Source organism: Ruegeria sp. BE9, from assembly GCF_056538765.1.
Window position 1 is genome coordinate 185,915 of the sequence record NZ_JBQFTS010000002.1, and the last position, 15,919, is coordinate 201,833.

At 55.3% G+C, this 15,919-nt stretch carries 19 protein-coding genes and 2 tRNA genes; 18 read left to right on the plus strand and 3 right to left on the minus strand.

Annotated elements, in window-relative coordinates; all coding sequences use genetic code 11:
- Positions 1-3 precede the first annotated feature (3 nt).
- Complete coding sequence (locus tag ACR0EO_RS07580) at positions 4-1,677, plus strand: aspartate:alanine exchanger family transporter (protein WP_480688550.1); 1,674 nt, start codon at positions 4-6, stop codon at positions 1,675-1,677.
- A 1-nt stretch (position 1,678) separates the two neighbouring features.
- On the opposite strand, the gene aspT is transcribed toward ACR0EO_RS07580, so the two are convergent.
- A complete protein-coding gene (gene aspT / locus ACR0EO_RS07585) occupies positions 1,679-3,382 on the minus strand; it encodes an aspartate-alanine antiporter (RefSeq protein ID WP_480688552.1) in 1,704 nt (567 codons plus the stop codon).
- A gap of 214 nt (positions 3,383-3,596) precedes the next feature.
- Positions 3,597-3,671: transfer RNA gene (locus tag ACR0EO_RS07590), tRNA-Thr, on the minus strand.
- Between the two features lie 83 nt (positions 3,672-3,754).
- On the opposite strand from ACR0EO_RS07590, the gene ACR0EO_RS07595 reads away from it, so the two are divergent.
- The 9 genes from ACR0EO_RS07595 to ACR0EO_RS07635 all read left to right on the plus strand — a co-directional run bounded on the left by ACR0EO_RS07595 (position 3,755) and on the right by ACR0EO_RS07635 (position 9,539).
- The gene (locus ACR0EO_RS07595; RefSeq protein WP_480688555.1) at positions 3,755-3,910 is read left to right on the plus strand and encodes a hypothetical protein; all 156 of its coding nucleotides are present in this window, start codon (positions 3,755-3,757) and stop codon (positions 3,908-3,910) included.
- 6 nt (positions 3,911-3,916) lie between these two features.
- Positions 3,917-5,185, plus strand: coding sequence for a UDP-N-acetylglucosamine 1-carboxyvinyltransferase (gene murA, locus ACR0EO_RS07600; protein WP_480688557.1), 1,269 nt, complete (start codon positions 3,917-3,919; stop codon positions 5,183-5,185).
- A complete protein-coding gene (locus ACR0EO_RS07605; protein WP_480688559.1) occupies positions 5,182-5,658 on the plus strand; it encodes a DUF2948 family protein in 477 nt (158 codons plus the stop codon). The genes murA and ACR0EO_RS07605 overlap by 4 nt, the downstream gene beginning before the upstream one ends.
- Before the next feature lie 46 nt (positions 5,659-5,704).
- Entirely contained in the window at positions 5,705-6,175 is a 471-nt protein-coding gene (locus tag ACR0EO_RS07610; RefSeq protein WP_480688561.1) for a GNAT family N-acetyltransferase, read from the plus strand.
- A 53-nt stretch (positions 6,176-6,228) separates the two neighbouring features.
- On the plus strand, positions 6,229-7,530 hold the full coding sequence (gene hisD / locus ACR0EO_RS07615) for a histidinol dehydrogenase (protein ID WP_480688563.1): 1,302 nt from the start codon (positions 6,229-6,231) through the stop codon (positions 7,528-7,530).
- Positions 7,531-7,616: 86 nt separating this feature from the next.
- The gene (locus tag ACR0EO_RS07620; protein WP_480688565.1) at positions 7,617-8,096 is read left to right on the plus strand and encodes a UPF0262 family protein; all 480 of its coding nucleotides are present in this window, start codon (positions 7,617-7,619) and stop codon (positions 8,094-8,096) included.
- 3 nt (positions 8,097-8,099) lie between these two features.
- Positions 8,100-8,552, plus strand: coding sequence for an arsenate-mycothiol transferase ArsC (locus ACR0EO_RS07625; RefSeq protein ID WP_480688567.1), 453 nt, complete (start codon positions 8,100-8,102; stop codon positions 8,550-8,552).
- Between the two features lie 2 nt (positions 8,553-8,554).
- Positions 8,555-8,953, plus strand: a complete 399-nt coding sequence (locus tag ACR0EO_RS07630; RefSeq protein ID WP_480688569.1) for a ketosteroid isomerase-related protein — start codon at positions 8,555-8,557, stop codon at positions 8,951-8,953.
- Positions 8,946-9,539 carry a GNAT family N-acetyltransferase gene (locus tag ACR0EO_RS07635; protein ID WP_480688571.1) on the plus strand — a complete coding sequence of 198 codons (594 nt, stop codon included), beginning with the start codon at positions 8,946-8,948 and terminating at the stop codon, positions 9,537-9,539. The genes ACR0EO_RS07630 and ACR0EO_RS07635 overlap by 8 nt, the downstream gene beginning before the upstream one ends.
- Before the next feature lie 15 nt (positions 9,540-9,554).
- On the opposite strand, the gene ACR0EO_RS07640 is transcribed toward ACR0EO_RS07635, so the two are convergent.
- Positions 9,555-10,058, minus strand: a complete 504-nt coding sequence (locus ACR0EO_RS07640) for a DUF2938 domain-containing protein (protein ID WP_480688573.1) — start codon at positions 10,056-10,058, stop codon at positions 9,555-9,557.
- A gap of 79 nt (positions 10,059-10,137) precedes the next feature.
- On the opposite strand from ACR0EO_RS07640, the gene ACR0EO_RS07645 reads away from it, so the two are divergent.
- From ACR0EO_RS07645 to ACR0EO_RS07680, 8 genes are all read left to right on the plus strand, one after another.
- On the plus strand, positions 10,138-10,536 hold the full coding sequence (locus ACR0EO_RS07645; RefSeq protein ID WP_480688575.1) for a helix-turn-helix domain-containing protein: 399 nt from the start codon (positions 10,138-10,140) through the stop codon (positions 10,534-10,536).
- Between the two features lie 81 nt (positions 10,537-10,617).
- Positions 10,618-11,496 (plus strand): carbon-nitrogen hydrolase family protein, encoded by an 879-nt coding sequence (locus tag ACR0EO_RS07650; protein ID WP_480688577.1) that lies wholly within the window; start codon positions 10,618-10,620, stop codon positions 11,494-11,496.
- An 87-nt stretch (positions 11,497-11,583) separates the two neighbouring features.
- Positions 11,584-11,802 carry a translation initiation factor IF-1 gene (gene infA, locus ACR0EO_RS07655; RefSeq protein WP_005978431.1) on the plus strand — a complete coding sequence of 73 codons (219 nt, stop codon included), beginning with the start codon at positions 11,584-11,586 and terminating at the stop codon, positions 11,800-11,802.
- An 11-nt stretch (positions 11,803-11,813) separates the two neighbouring features.
- Positions 11,814-12,392 carry a Maf family protein gene (locus ACR0EO_RS07660; RefSeq protein WP_480688579.1) on the plus strand — a complete coding sequence of 193 codons (579 nt, stop codon included), beginning with the start codon at positions 11,814-11,816 and terminating at the stop codon, positions 12,390-12,392.
- Positions 12,389-13,411, plus strand: a complete 1,023-nt coding sequence (locus ACR0EO_RS07665) for a ribonuclease E/G (RefSeq protein WP_480688580.1) — start codon at positions 12,389-12,391, stop codon at positions 13,409-13,411. Before ACR0EO_RS07660 ends, ACR0EO_RS07665 begins: the two co-directional genes overlap by 4 nt.
- Entirely contained in the window at positions 13,408-13,590 is a 183-nt protein-coding gene (locus ACR0EO_RS07670; protein ID WP_480688582.1) for a DNA gyrase inhibitor YacG, read from the plus strand. Before ACR0EO_RS07665 ends, ACR0EO_RS07670 begins: the two co-directional genes overlap by 4 nt.
- 79 nt (positions 13,591-13,669) lie before the next feature.
- A tRNA-Phe gene (locus ACR0EO_RS07675) sits at positions 13,670-13,744 on the plus strand.
- 482 nt (positions 13,745-14,226) lie between these two features.
- Positions 14,227-15,711 (plus strand): BCCT family transporter, encoded by a 1,485-nt coding sequence (locus ACR0EO_RS07680; RefSeq protein ID WP_480688584.1) that lies wholly within the window; start codon positions 14,227-14,229, stop codon positions 15,709-15,711.
- Positions 15,712-15,919 lie beyond the last annotated feature (208 nt).

The following is a 15,919-nucleotide window of genomic DNA, read 5'->3' on the forward strand; positions in this document are numbered from 1 at the left end:
CGCATGGAATTGATTGGCGCGATTTTTGGCGCCCATCCGGCGCTGGCCCTATTTTGCAGCCTTGCGATGGGGTACGCCCTTGGCAAAATAACCATCGGTTCGTTCACAGTGGGATCAGTCGCGGGCTGTCTGCTGGCAGGCGTCTTGGTTGGTCAGACCGGGGTGGTTGTGTCCGATGATCTGAAACAGGCATTCTTCCTGCTGTTCTTGTTTTCAATCGGATATCGAACCGGTCCACAGTTCTTTCGGTCACTGAACTTGGGCGCGTTGCCGCAGATCGCTATCACCGTGCTTCTATGTGTAGTGGCGTTGGTAGCGGCGGTGCTGCTTGCGCCGTTGATGGGGTTGTCAGTCGGGATTGCGGCGGGGCTGTTGGCTGGGGGTGTCACCGAAAGCGCAACGTTGGGTGTGGCCATTGATGCCTTTGCCAAAACCGGAGCAGAAGAGGCGGCGCGTCAGATCTTTGATGGTGAAATCGCGACGGGCTTTGCGGTTGCCTATTTTGTTGGTGTGATCGCCACGATCTTTTTCCATACCCAATTGGCCCCTCGGTTTTATGGTCGGTCTTTGAAAGAGGCCTGTGCGGAATATGAAGCCGAACTGGACAATGACGACACGCCGATGGTGTCTGAACATCGCGATTTTGAGGCCCGCGCTTATCGGATCAATCCCGAGTTTGCCGGCCGCAGAATTTCGGAACTGGAAGCTCGTGTTCCCGAACATGTCCGGGCCTTCTTTGACCGGGTGCGCCGAGGGGATAAAATCCTGCCGACTACTCGCGATATGGTCTTGGAGGAGGGTGACATTGCCGCCATTGCCGGCCTGCGGTCTTATCTGATCGACCACACAAAAATGCTGGGTGAAGAGGTTGAAGATCCCGAACTTCTCGATCTTCCTGTTCAAACCAACGATATCGTCGTCACCAATAACGCGGTGGTTAACCAAACTCTGGCCGAGCTGTCGGCTCGTCCTGAGGCTCGCACCATCTATTTGCGGGGCATCATGCGTAGTGGTGAGCGGCTGCCAATTTTTCGCGGTGTAACCCTGCATAAGGGTGACGTGCTGACAGTGTCTGGCACCCGCAGCCATATCGAGGATGCGGCTGCCAGATTGGGGTATTTGGTTCGGGAATCCAACCAGACCGATATGATCTTTGTCGCCTTTTTCATTCTGATTGGGGGGTTGGTCGGAATTCCAGCGCTGAAATACGGCGCGATTGAGCTCGGGCTGGGCACTTCTGTCGGTGTACTTTTGGGCGGCCTTGTCGCGGGTTGGCTGCGCTCGGTTCACAGGACGTTTGGGTTCGTGCCCGAGGCGACTTTATGGATTTTCGACTCTCTTGGCCTCTGTGTGTTTGTGGCCTGTGTCGGCATCACCTCGGGGCCGAGCTTTGTAACCGGCGTTGTTGAAAGCGGACCGTCTTTGATCTTTGGGTCTGTGGCGATTGTGTTGCTCGCCCATGGGGCGGCAGTGTTCGTTGGCCGTAAAGTATTCGGATTGAACGAAGGCGTGTTAGCTGGAACCTGTTGCGGGGCGGGGACCTCAGCCCCGGGTCTGGCCGCCGTGCAGGAGGCCGCACAGAGCCAGGTTCCCACCTTGGGCTATGGGTTGGGCTATGCCGTGGGTAATGTTTTGCTGGCCCTGTGGGGCTCGGTCATCGTGATCCTGCTGATGTAAACTACGGAACGAATGCCACAACCAGCGGCCCCCACAGCGTAAGGAAGATGTTCGCCACAGCGTAGGTCATCGTAAACGCAGGTGTCGGGGTCGAGTTTCCGGCCTTTTCTAAGAGTGTCGCAAAACCAGGATTGCCCGATCGGGATCCGGTTACAACCGCGCAGGCCTCGACCGGGTTTTTGATGCGCAGTGCAAAATAGTTGATCGGAAACTGAACGATCATCGGCATCAACGTGACGACAACACCCAACAACAACAAGGTGATGCCGTATTCCTGAATAGCCTCTAGCGCTGGCTTGCCTGCATTCAGGCCAACAACGCCGACAAAAACCGCCAGACCAAAGCTCTGCAGGAAGTTCGCGGCACCCCGATTGATGCCGCCGATCTTGGGGCGGCGGATACGAAGGTACCCGATAATCAAACCGGTCACGAGGCATCCGAGGCCAGACCCCAAAGCGACTTTTGTGCCGGCTATGACAAAGCTGATTTCACCGATCAGATAGCCAACCGCCACACCGATCCCGAGCGCGATAAAGTTGGTGACAGAAGCGGACGGCGGCACATAGCCAGCCAGCTTTGCAGCTTTGTTAAGCACGTCTTTATGTCCGACGATGCTGATCTCATCCCCGGCGTGAATTTCCGTGTTGTGCAGAACGGGAACATCGTGCCCCATACGCGTGATCTTTGAGATATAAACACCGCGGCGCTGGTTCACGGTCAATGCTTCGCGCAGCTCTCCCAGCGTTTTTCCGGTCAGTTCGCGATTGGTGACAACGACATTCCGTCGTTCCTCCACTATGGCCAGCTCAGGCGGGTACTCTCCGATCTCTCCACCTGCTGACCCCTCAAAACGGGTGAGGGCTGAAACGAGCCCCGAAACGACAATCACATCGCCTTCGCTCACGACCGTGTCCGGCTTTGCGTCGATTGGGATTCCATCGTGCAGCAGGCGTTCGACCACGAGATCACCATCAAAGGAAGCTTCGATATCAGTTACAGACTGACCAGTGATCGAAGCGTTGCTGTTTACCTGATAGGCGCGGGCATCGAACCGGTTCATGGGAAGGAACTCACCTTCCTCAAGCTTGCGGCCACCACCGCTAAGCTTCTGTGCTAGTTTAATGGCCTCTTGTCGGAGATCGACGCGCATAATGATTGGGATCACGCTGACAGCAAGGATCGGGCCGATCGAGCCGAAAATATAGGTTACCGAATATCCAACTGCGATGTTGGTCTTGAGCTTTTCAGCTTCATCCGCAGCCAGGCCCAGCAGGTCGATTGCATTGCCAGCGGTGCCTATGATGGCCGATTGCGTCAGGCCTCCGGCTGCCAGGCCCGCCGCCAGCCCTTTGTCCAGCCCGGCAAGCCGGGCTACGACGATGACAAAGAACAACCCCCAGAGGGTCATCATAAACGCGGCAAGCAGCTTGGTTAGCGCCGTTCGATTCAATGCTGCGAAAAACTGAGGGCCGCCGTTGTAGCCAACCATGAAAATAAACAGTGAAAAGAAAACATTCTGCACATCAGTGCTGAGGTTGATGCCGCCGATTTGGCCTACGAATACGGCCACAAGCAGGGTTCCGGCGATTCCGCCCAATTCGAACTTACCTACGCGGAATTTGCCAACGCCGTAGCCGAGCCCCAGGCAGAGAAAAAGCGCCATAATTGGAAAGGCGCGTAGCTGTTCAGTGATCAATTCCATCATCAAATCCCCAGGTTGCTCGTCTGGTTTCTGATGCCAATTGGGGCACCTCAGTATGCTGATAACACTTGAAAAATCAGGTTCACTCAGTCGGCGTCAGGTAAACACTGACTTTGGGTTCTGTCAAATCCGCTCAAAAACTAATCTTTGAATGCTTGCGGAGGTGCGACAGTGCGCGGCCAACCAAGGTGCCCGAAATTCTCATTTTCAGTGGGGATGGTGCTGCTGGAGAGAATTGAACTCTCGACCTCTCCCTTACCAAGGGAGTGCTCTACCTCTGAGCTACAGCAGCGCTGTGGGCGGGTGATTAGACTCAAACGAAACGGGGCGCAAGGGTGTCTGGACGGTTTTTTTCGCCTCCTGTAGAGAAAGATCATGGCAGATAGAAATACACCCAAAAAACACGGTAAATCCGGAGAGACGCGTGAAGAGCGGCTGAAGGCGGCTTTGAAAGCGAATATGGCGCGTCGTAAGGCGCAGGCCAAGGCGCGCGCAACTCAAACCGACGAAGCCGGCAAGGACGAGGGATAAGAGCAGATGGATTCGATTCTGGTGACGGGCAACGGGCCGCTGAACGGTCAGATACCGATTGCGGGGGCCAAAAACGCGTGTCTGACGCTGATGCCCGCAACCTTGCTGAGCGAAGAACCGCTTACGCTGACCAATGCGCCGCGGCTGAGTGACATCAAGACTATGACCGCTTTGCTGCAATCTCTGGGGGCCGAGGTGTCCTCGCTGCAGGATGGGCAGGTGCTGGCTATGTCCAGTCACGACCTGACCAGCCACACTGCCGATTACGAAATCGTGCGCAAGATGCGGGCGTCGAACCTTGTGCTCGGTCCTTTGCTGGCCCGTTTTGGAGAGGCTGTTGTGTCGTTGCCAGGTGGGTGCGCTATCGGTGCACGCCCCATGGACCTGCACGTAGAAGGGCTAGAGGCGCTGGGCGCTGAGATTGAGCTTGAGGACGGCTACCTGCACGCCAAAGCTCCGGGTGGGTTAAAGGGTGCAGTGCACGAGATGCGTTTTGCATCCGTGGGCGCGACCGAGAACATCGTGATGGCGGCTACGTTGGCCAAAGGTACGACGGTTCTGAAGAATGCAGCGCGTGAGCCAGAGATCGTCGATCTGGTCGAGTGTCTGCGGAAGATGGGCGCGCAGATATCGGGTGAGGGAACTTCCACCATCGAAATTCAGGGCGTTGATCGGCTGCACGGTGCAACCCATCAGGTTGTGACCGACCGGATCGAGCTTGGTACATATATGCTGGCGCCCGCGATTTGCGGTGGCGAAGTTGAGCTTTTGGGTGGACGAATGAGCCTTGTAGACTCGTTCGCGGAGAAACTGAACGCCGCAGGGGTCAGCGTCACCGAAACCGACAAGGGTCTGAAGGTTGCGCGCAAAAACGGTCGGGTCAACGCAGTTGATGTCGTGACTGAACCTTTCCCTGGCTTCCCGACCGATTTGCAGGCGCAAATGATGGCGTTGATGTGCACTGCCGAGGGTACTTCGGTTCTGGAAGAGCGCATTTTTGAGAACCGTTTTATGCACGCACCGGAACTGGTGCGCATGGGCGCGAATATCGAAGTGCATGGCGGAACAGCCACAGTTACCGGGGTAGAACAGTTGAAGGGGGCGCCAGTAATGGCGACGGACCTGCGAGCTTCGGTCTCTCTGATCTTGGCTGGTTTGGCGGCAGAAGGTGAAACAACTGTCAGCCGGGTCTATCATTTGGACCGCGGTTATGAACATGTGGTGCGCAAGCTGGAAGGCGTGGGCGCAAAGATTGAACGGATCAAGGGTCAATGACAGACGCAAGTTTTCACGACGGGCGCGAGGCCCCACTAAACCTCGGGGTTGAGGATGCAGACGACCTGCAGGTTGTCTCGACCCTGACACAGGATGCCGTATTCCCGGTGACCGAGATGACATGGCAGCCGACGCATCGCCGATTTGGGTTGCTGCTGAATCGTTTTCGCTGGGAGGACAAAGACTCTGCTACCCTTCGGGGACGCGCGTTCGAAAGGGTGCAGTCAGTTCTGGTGTTCGATTCTGTCCTTTCCGTTGCCAGCCAGGGAATAGACCGCAGCGACAAAGACTTGGTTATGTCTTTGCTGTCGGTTGATTTCGAACCCGGTGAAGATGGCGCAGGTCAGGTTATTTTGACATTGGCGGGTGATGGTGCGATCCGCCTGACTGTTGAGGCAATTGATGCCACACTCAAGGATGTGACCCGCCCGTATCAGGCACCCTCCGGTCAGGCTCCACACCATCCGGAATAAGCGCGGCATATCACAAGCCTTTTCTCGATCTGCACCGGGTCTGGAGTTGCGCCGCGCCACTGTGTTCGATGTTTTTGATCTGAGCCGAGTTCTGATCCGCTCAATCACACAACTCTGCCAAGCGGATCATCAGGGCGATCCGAAGGCAATTGCGTCGTGGACGGCGAACAAAGACGCTGAAACGATCCGTGGTTGGATCAATGAGGGTTCTCCGATTTGGCTGGTCCAACGGGAAGGGCAGGTCGCTGCCGTTGGTGCTTTGTTTGAAACCGGTGAGATCACGTTGCTGTATATCGACCCTGACCATGTTGGGCACGGTATCGGTGCGGCCTTGTTGAGCAAGCTTGAGCAAGAGCTCATTGCAGCGGGATGCGTCGAAGGACGCTTGGAAGCAACTCGAACTGCGTTGGGGTTTTATCAACGGCAGGGATGGCATTTGACCGGAACAAGTTGTGACCGGCAGGGTTTGTCTTGTCTGGCGATGCGCAAATCGCTGCACCCTGTGGAGAAGGGTTGAGGCCAGCCCATACCGGCGATATGTCCCGATGAAACGCCCCGGAGTGCCTAAACATGCCCGTTTTTCTAGACACCAAGTCGCCAGAGTTCGAAAAAGCCTTTCAGGCGCTGCTTTCCGCTAAACGAGAAGACAGCCCGGATGTGGACGCGATCGTGTCGCAAATCATTGACGACGTGCGGGCGCGTGGTGATGAGGCGGTGATCGAACTGACCGCCAAGTTTGACCGGTTGGAGTTAACTCCTGAAACACTGGCGTTTTCGGTAGAGGAAATTCAAGAGGCTGTCGCGCAGGTTTCTGACGATGACCGGGTTGCTCTGGAGCTGGCCGCCAAGCGCATCCGCGCCTATCACGAGAAACAACTGCCAGAAGACAATCAGTGGACAGATGAGGCTGGGGCGACCCTTGGTTGGCGCTGGTCCGCAGTTTCCGCAGCGGGACTATACGTGCCAGGCGGCTTGGCTTCTTACCCGTCATCTGTGCTGATGAACGCGATTCCAGCCAAAGTGGCGGGGGTCGAGCGGTTGGCAATCGCGGTACCCACGCCGGACGGCGTCGTGAACCCTCTGGTTCTTTTGGCGGCGCAGTTGTCTGGTGTCGACACGATCTATCGCGTTGGTGGGGCTCAGGCCATTGCGGCGTTGGCGTATGGAACCAAGAGCATTGCTCCTGTCGACAAGATCACCGGCCCGGGCAACGCATTTGTTGCAGCTGCCAAACGCCGTGTATTCGGTAAGGTGGGCATCGACATGATTGCGGGCCCTTCTGAGATCTTGGTGATCGCAGACAAAGACAATGAGCCCGACTGGATCGCGTTGGATCTGTTGAGCCAGGCCGAGCATGACGAAAGCGCTCAGTCGATATTGATCACCGATGACGCCGCTTTTGGTGAGGCAGTTGCGCAGGCCGTCGAAAAACGCCTTGAAACCCTGCAGCGCCGCGTGATTGCCGGTGCTAGTTGGCGAGACTTTGGCGCGATCATCACAGTTCGCGATTTGGATGAGGCAGCCGAGTTGTCTAACCGGATCGCACCGGAACATCTGGAGCTCTGTGTGCATGACCCGGTCGGGTTGAGCGAGAAAACCATCCACGCAGGCGCTATTTTCCTTGGTCAATACACGCCCGAAGCAATTGGCGACTATGTTGGCGGACCCAATCACGTGTTGCCGACCGCGCGTTCGGCCCGGTTTTCGTCAGGGCTTAGTGTGATGGATTTTCTTAAACGGACCACGCTCAGCCAAATGACGCCTGAGGCTTTGCGCGCCATTGGTCCTGCCGCCGAACAACTGGCCCAATCCGAGAGCCTCGAAGCACACGGTCTGTCCGTAACTGCGCGTCTCAAACGCCTCAACGGATGATTTCCCGCAACGTCTGCCTTAGGCGGGCGTTGCCGATCTAATTCGCTTGTTATAGGTCTGTGCTGACCTGAACGGACCACACGCACATGACCCGCATATCGCATATCGAACTGGACGACCGAAACCTGCCTCCGCCGACCCCTGAGATCGAGCAGGAACGCAAGGTTGCGATTTACGATCTTCTCGAAGAAAACAGCTTTGCTCTGCCCAATCGTGATGATCGCGTCGTGCCCGATGGGCCATATCGTGTCCAGTTGTCGATCCGCGATAAACGACTGGTCTTTGATATCGCCACTGAGGCCGAAGAAAAGGCAGCCGAATTCCACTTGTCGCTTGGCCCATTTAAGCAAGTGGTCAAAGACTATTTCCAGATCTGCGAGAGCTACTTCAACGCAGTGAAAACCTTACCCCCCAGCCAGATTGAAACCATCGATATGGCCCGGCGCGGTATTCACAACGAAGGAAGCCGTGTCCTGCAAGAGCGGTTGGAAGGAAAAGCTGAAATCGACACCGATACCGCCCGCCGTTTGTTCACGCTGATCTGCGTGCTGCATTTCGGGGGGTAACGGGTGAAGCCTCTGCCGCAGTCGGTCCTTTTTTGTTGTGACCACAACTCGGTTCGGTCCCCAATGGCCGAAGGCATCATGAAGAAGTTTTATGGCACCGGCACCTATGTGCAATCTGCCGGTGTTCGCAACGACCTTGAGATCGACGGCTTTTGTATTTCTGTTTGTCAGGAAATAGGCGTCGAACTGTCTCGTCACAGGACCCGATCATTTGATGAGATGCAGGAATGGGGCGATGACCTCAGTTCCTTTGACCTGGTGGTGGCCTTGTCACCGGCCAGTCAGCGCCGCGCTCTGGAATTGACTCGGATTTTCCACCTGGATGTCGATTATTGGCCAATAATGGACCCTACCGGACTGGGCGAGAATCGAGAAGAAAAGCTAAATCACTACCGACAGACCCGCGATCAGATCATCAAGCATCTGAAAGACCGCTGGGGCGAACCAACGGAGTGATCATGAACCAGACCGTCAAAACCTATTTCGAAGCCTTCAACGCTGGCGACGTGGATGGCATGCTGGCCTGCCTGTCCGATGATGTGGCGCATCACGTAAATGAAGGTCAGATCCGAGTTGGCAAAGAGAAATTTGCTGCCTTCTGCGGTCACATGAACCGGTGCTACAAAGAAAACCTGACGGATATCGTAGTTTTCGACGCCCAAGGTGGCACACGCGCCGCGGCCGAGTTCATCGTCAACGGCACCTATTTGGAAACTGATGAGGGCCTGCCCGAGGCGCATGGCCAATCCTATCGCCTGCCCGCAGGGTCTTTCTTTGATCTGAAGGACGGCAAGATCACCCGCGTCACGACCTTCTACAACCTTGCGGATTGGACCAAACAGGTCTCGAATGGCTGAGGTCACTGACGTCTGCGCCCTGACCGGAGCGGCACTTGAGGCCGCTCTGGACGACGTTGCGCGTTTGCGGATTCAGGTCTTTCGGGCGTGGCCCTACCTGTATGATGGTGATCTGGAATACGAGCGGAAGTATCTGCAATCCTATCGTGACAGCAACAACGCGATTGTAGTCGGTGCCTTCGACAAAGATCGCCTGATCGGAGCATCCACTGGCGCGCCACTAGTGGACCATGCCGAAGATTTTGCTGCAGCCTTCGAGAGCACGGGCTTGGACCTGAACGATATCTTCTACTGCGCGGAATCGGTATTGTTATCCGACTATCGCGGAAAGGGCGTAGGTCATAAGTTCTTCGATCTGCGTGAGGCCCATGCGCGCAGTCTTGGCTTCAAGAGATGTGCCTTCTGCGGTGTCCAACGTCCGACCGATCATCCAATGCGACCTGACGGCTATCGACCGCTTGACGCCTTCTGGCGTGCACGGGGATATGCACCTCTGCCGGGGGCAGTGGCACAGTTTTCGTGGAAGGACGTGGGTGACGAAAATGAGACCTATAAACCGCTGCAATTCTGGACCCGTGAGCTCTGAGACCTGAGGCTCGGGTTACATCGCGAATGCCGTTGTCCAAGTGACGCAAAGACCAGTCAACCAGAGCCCGAGGCCAAATATCAGATGAGTTGAGATGCTCTTGCATCTCGCGATACTGGGGTGCGGTGTACGTCTTGCGGCCAGGCCGGCACCGAGGCAGGGCTGCAAGATCAGAAATGGTGCCAGGACTGTTGCTCCACCAAAGGCCAGTGCGGGAAGCAGACTTGGGTTCGCTAGCCAATCTTGACCAACCAAGAGCAAGAAAATCACGCCAAAAATAATGCCAATCGCGTAATGCACGATCCAACCGGTCAGGCGCTCCGCGAAGATAGGTTCGCTGGCGGCAATGGGGCGATGAATTATTTTTCCGCGTGGAATATGGCCGAGCCAGCGCCCGACCATCGCGTAGTCGAGCGATGGCAATCCCAGAAACCGCTTTTGCGCCAATGCAGCCAGGTCCATGAAGGCTGTGGCGCCAAAACCTAAAATAAGTGCGTCTAGATATAGGTTACTGGTCATGTGGTTAACTCTCGGTTCGGGGTTGAAATCTCGTGGATAATCAAGCGATACAACTTCAAGTCAGCTTGAGGTCAACGCCATGCTCGATATTTCCGAACTCTCCCGCGAAAGCGGGTTTTCTGCGTCTAGACTGCGTTACTATGAAGAGCTTGGTTTAATCCAATCAGTCGGTCGAAAAGGTTTGAAGCGGCTTTACGAAGAGCAGGTGAAAACACGTCTGTCACTTATCGCCCTTGGTCAAATGGCCGGTTTTTCTTTGAGTGAAATCGGCGAATTGATCGGCTCTGAAGATAAACCTGATTTGGACCGTGCTGTTCTGGATGCAAAGGCCCGAGAAATTGACGAACGGGTCGAAGAGCTGACTGCACTGCGGGACGGTATCCGGCACATCATGAAGTGTTCGGCCAAGAGTCATTTGGAATGCCCCCGATTTCTTCGCATTATGCAGGCTGCACTGAAAAGGAATGGGCGCCGCTAGCCGTGCAATTGTTATTAGGGCTGTACAGCCCCAAGTGCCCTGCCTAATGTCCTGCCGGTTTGAGCATTTGAGGACGCCAAAATGAAAGTCGCAACATCCGCCTATGATCTTGATTGGCTCAATAGTTGGGCGCAGTACGAGGATAAACTCGAACGCTGGGTGTCTGAAGCCGCAGGGCAGGGGGCTGAGCTTTTGGTGTTTCCTGAATACGGTGCGATGGAGCTGTCAACGCTGGACGGGCCTGAGGTTGCCGGGGATCTGGAACGTTCGATCCGTGCGGTCTCGGATCGAATTGAAGATTTCAACAATCTGCACCTGCGGCTAGCGAAGGCCCACAAGGTCCATATTTTGGGCTCATCGGCCCCGGTAGTGGATGGTCCGGGTCGTCCGGTGAACCGCGCGGCGCTTTTCACGCCGGAAGGGTGGCAGGACTATCAAGACAAACAAATCATGACCCGGTTTGAGCGCGAGGATTGGGACATCGCGCCTGGCGGGCCGCTCAAGCTGTTTGAAACCGATCTGGGCAAGATCGGCGTGTTGATCTGCTATGACAGTGAGTTTCCTCTGCTGGGCCGCGCCCTGCAGGAGGCAGATTTGATCCTTGTCCCGTCTTGCACCGAAGCATTGGCCGGGTATTGGCGCGTTCGCATCGGTGCGATGTCACGAGCGCTTGAGAATCAATGCGTTACGGTGATGGCGTCCTTGGTCGGCAACAACGAGTGGTCCGAGGCGGTAGACATGAATACCGGCACCGGAGGCGTCTTTGGTCCTCCGGACAAGGGTTTTCCTGCGACCGGAGTGCTCGCTGAGGGTACTCTGAACCAGCCGGGTTGGACCTATGCGGACGTCGATCTCTCGGCCATATCCGAGGTCCGCGCCGACGGTCATGTGCTGAATCGTACCCATTGGGATGAGCAGATCCCCCGAGTCGAATCGGTCACAATATCCCCTCTTTCTTGATTGAGGCCTTGAATTAAGCCCAAAATAGGCTCATTTAGGCGCACATCCTCGCAGATTCTGCGAGTGCAACGTAATGATGGAGACAACATGGCCAAGGAAGATACGCTCGAATTTCCCGGTGTCGTGAAGGAACTCCTGCCTAATGCGACGTTTCGGGTCGAGCTGGAAAACGGCCATGAGATCATCGCACATACGGCAGGCAAGATGCGCAAGAACCGCATCCGCGTTCTGGCCGGCGACAAGGTTCAGGTCGAAATGACCCCTTATGATCTGACCAAGGGTCGGATCAACTACCGCTTCAAGTAACGCCTGCCGCAATGGCGTTTATCTTAGGATCGGGCAGCCCAAGGCGGCTGGACCTGCTGGCCCAGCTTGGCGTGCAGCCCGATGCCATCCGTGCCCCTGATATTGACGAAACGCCGTTGAAGGGTGAACTGCCCGTTCCCTATTGCAGCCGCATCACGCGCGAAAAAGTGCAGGCGGTTGAAGCGGGCAGCGACGATTTTACCCTTTGCGCCGATACGACCGTCGCATTGGGGCGGCGCATTCTGGGTAAACCGGAAGACGTGGGTCAGGCAGCGGAGTTTCTGCATGCTCTGTCTGGTCGGCGGCACCGCGTGATAACCTCGGTCGCCGTGCGTCGTGGAGATCGGGTGCTGCAGCGCGACGTCGTCTCTCAGGTTAAAGTCAAACGCTTGTCGGACGTTGAAATCAACGCCTACCTCGCCACCGGAGACTGGCAGGGGAAGGCGGGTGCCTATGCCATTCAAGGTCCGGCCGGAGCTTTCATCCCTTGGATTTCGGGGTCTTTTACGGGCATCGTTGGCCTACCGCTTTCTGAAACTGCCGTGCTTTTGCAAGGTATCGGCTATCCCCTGTATCGTGAGGCATCATGAAGGGTCGCACCATCGTTCTGGATCACATCGACAACCGCGAAGCCGCTGCTTTGATGGTAGATGGCAAGCTTGACGATTTTTTGGTCGCTGGGGATGCGCCCATGCCGGGTACGATTTATCGTGCCCGCGCCGATCGCCCGGTTAAAGGGCAGGGTGGCATGTTCCTTACAACACCCGATGGTCCCGCCTTTCTGCGGCAAGTCAAAGGATTGGCTCCGGGTGCCTTAGTACTGGTGCAGGTGACAGGTTACGCTGAGCCTGGTAAGGCTCTGCCGGTTACAGACCGTATCCTGTTTAAAAGCCGCTATGCCATTGTTACTCCCAATGCGCCGGGCCTGAATATCTCACGCAGTATTCGCGATGAGGATGAACGGGATCGGCTTCTTGAAATCGCTCATGACGCGATGGACGGCAGTGAATATGGGCTGATCATGCGGTCCAGTTGCGAGGGCGAGGATTCCGCTGAAATCGCTGAAGACATCAGCGCGATGGTGGCCAATGCCGATTCTGTTCTGAACGATCAAGGAACCGAGGCCGAGCTTTTGCTCGAGGGTGATGGTCCCCATGTTTTGGCGTGGCGCGATTGGACCGATCCAGCCGAAGTGGTTACTCAACCCGGAGGGTTCGAGGCACACGGCGTATTGGATGCGTTGGACGTTAGCAGGGGCATTGCCGAGCCACTGCCCGGAGGCGGGCATCTCTACATTCAGGCAACGCGCGCTTTGGTTGCGGTTGATGTGAATACCGGTTCCGATACCTCCCTGGCCGCCGGAACAAAGGCAAACTTTGCCTGCGCCAAGGCTTTGCCCCGTGCGCTGCGTGTGCGCGGATTGGGAGGGCAAATCACCGTGGATCTGGCCCCTATGCCCAAGAAAGACCGCAGAGGCTTTGAATCAGCTCTCCGAGCCGCTCTCAAAGTGGATGGAATTGAAACGACAATGGCGGGTTGGACCCCTTTGGGTAATTACGAGCTGCAACGTAAACGAGGGCGCATTCCACTGTCGGAGGTGTTGAAATGAGCTGTCCGATCTGTGGCGAAGACACTGTCGTCAAGTTCCGCCCCTTTTGCTCCAAACGTTGCGCAGACATTGATTTGGCCAAATGGCTGAACGGTTCCTACTCTGTGCCATCACAGCGCGAAGAGGACTTGGAGGCGGACGTTTCCGACAACGAAACTGAACAACTTCGTCCACATTGAAAAAATCTAAAAAAGCCTCTGGACACTGCCTGTAGCAAGTCATAGAAGGCCTCCACCCAACGATAAATATCGTTCCCGTGCCCGGGTAGCTCAGGGGTAGAGCAGTGGATTGAAAATCCTCGTGTCGGTGGTTCGATTCCGCCCCCGGGCACCATTTAAATTGATATAAAGCTTTGATTTAATGCTGAAAGCCATTCTGCGTTAAGATTACATCCACCTGAATGTCCACCCTCTAGCCTTGATGCTCACACAACGTTTTCGGTTGCACCGTCGGTTCGCCCTCCCTGCACAAATCGAAGATGCAGAGGGGCGAGGAGACCGTTGGATGCGCCCTAAGAGCAAACGAAAGCCTTGGTCTTGACGTAGGACGGGTCGCAGACCCCAATAAGGGAAAAGCGGTTCAGCTTGCCGAAATCGAAGTGGATGCGCTAGTTCCGAGCGATAACCGCTAAATCTCCTCTTGCAAGAAGCGGGCGTTCATTCGCGGCGCGGGCAATATCAACCACTGCGCAAATTTGCAGATTGCGAACAAAAGCGGCCGTCTGGTTCAAGCCGAAAAAAAAGTTTCCAGCTATAAGCGCTGGAGGATTGCGGTTACGCTTAGGCGAAAGCCATTCTTTTTCGGTTGGGTAATCAATGAAAGTCAACGCGCTTTTGATTTCGGCTCTCTTGGTCAGCAGCGGTATTGCTGTATGGGGTGTTTTAGACCCGCACGGCTTGGGTTCCGTCTCCGCAAGAATTGTCACCATCCAATTCGAAAGCCGAGGCTGGTTCATTATGCTTGAAGCCAGCGCGCTCTTGTTGCTGGCAATTTATCTCGCGTTTTCCAAGTACGGCTCGATCAGAATTGGACCAGAAGGTTCAGAGCCCGAGTTTTCGACTACAGCTTGGATTGCTATGCTGTTCGCAGCAGGTATGGGCGTAGGCCTACTGTTTTTTGGCGTATCAGAGCCGCTCACTCACTTCTCGGTAATACGCGGTTTTTCCTCTGATCCAGAAGCCGCAAGCCTCGCAATTTTCGTGACCTATTTGAACTGGGGGTTCCATGCCTGGGCCATCTATGGGGTCGTTGCACTCATAGTTGCTTATTTTGCGTTTCGACGTGAGCGTTCGTTGCTGCTAAGCGCTCCACTGCTGGACGTGTACGGAGAGAAAGCATGGACCCGTGGATTGGCCTGGTTGTTCGACTTCTTGTCTGTCGTCGCCATAGCCGTTGGCCTTGCGGGATCGTTGGCTATGGGTGTGTTTCAAATTCAAACGGGACTGGCAGGAGTTCTTGGAGTACCAAATTCTTCCTACCTGACAGCAATCATTTTTGCCGCCATGTGTGTTGCTTTCCTTATTCCTCTGAGACGCGATTTGGGAGAGGGAATGTCAAAGCTGTCCAATTTAGCCATGGCGATTGCGATCAGTCTTTTGGTTTTCTTACTTGTCGTCGGTCCCACGTCATTTGTGATGAATTCGATCGTTTCGGGTTTTGGACGCTATGTTTTCAACGTCTTGCCTGCCGGTTTTTCAACAACAGAATTTTTTGATCAGAGCATTTCCACGTGGTTTCAGGACTGGACGCTTAACTACATGATCTGGTGGCTTGCGTGGTCTCCTTTTGTAGGCATTTTCATTGCGCGAATTTCGCGGGGTCGCACAATACGCGAGTTTCTAGCCGGCGTCATAATAGCGCCCACTCTCTTTTCGGTTTTCTGGTTTGGTGTGTTCGGCGGTGTAGGTTTTTTTGATGTGTTGGATGGCAGTGGTCATCTTCTCGAAGTCAACGAAAAGAGCCTCGATGCGACGACCTTCGCGCTCCTGCAACAGTTCCCATTGAAGTTTGTCACACAGATCGCAACGATTGCCGCCGCTTTCCTGTTTGTTGTTACGAGTGTAGTAAGCGCGGGCTTCACACTTGCAATGATTGGAACGGGCGGGGATGAGAACCCTTCACCGAGCGTTCGGACCGTCTGGGGGATTGTCCTTGGAGCCCTGGGGCTAGCTATGATCCTCGTAAACGATGTTTCTCTGGTTAGGTCTATTATCGCACTCTCGGCCATTGCGTTTGTGTTCATCGTACCAATTCTTGTGGTCTGTCTCCTCAAGTCGCTGTCAAAAGAGGTCGCCGAATGACTGGTTCGATCGTCGATACAGTTTTGAACGTATCTGTTTTTTTGTACATTGGTTTTCTGATTTGGCTCGCGCTTCATCGCGTTTAGAAATTCGTGTTTGAAGCAACGCTAGACTAGAGCCCAATCCCTCAGTCGTTGACTGCTTTGGGCTCGGAACAGTCGTTCCCCGCGGTTTGCGCGATGGGCTGTTCGCAGCCCAAAGTGGACAC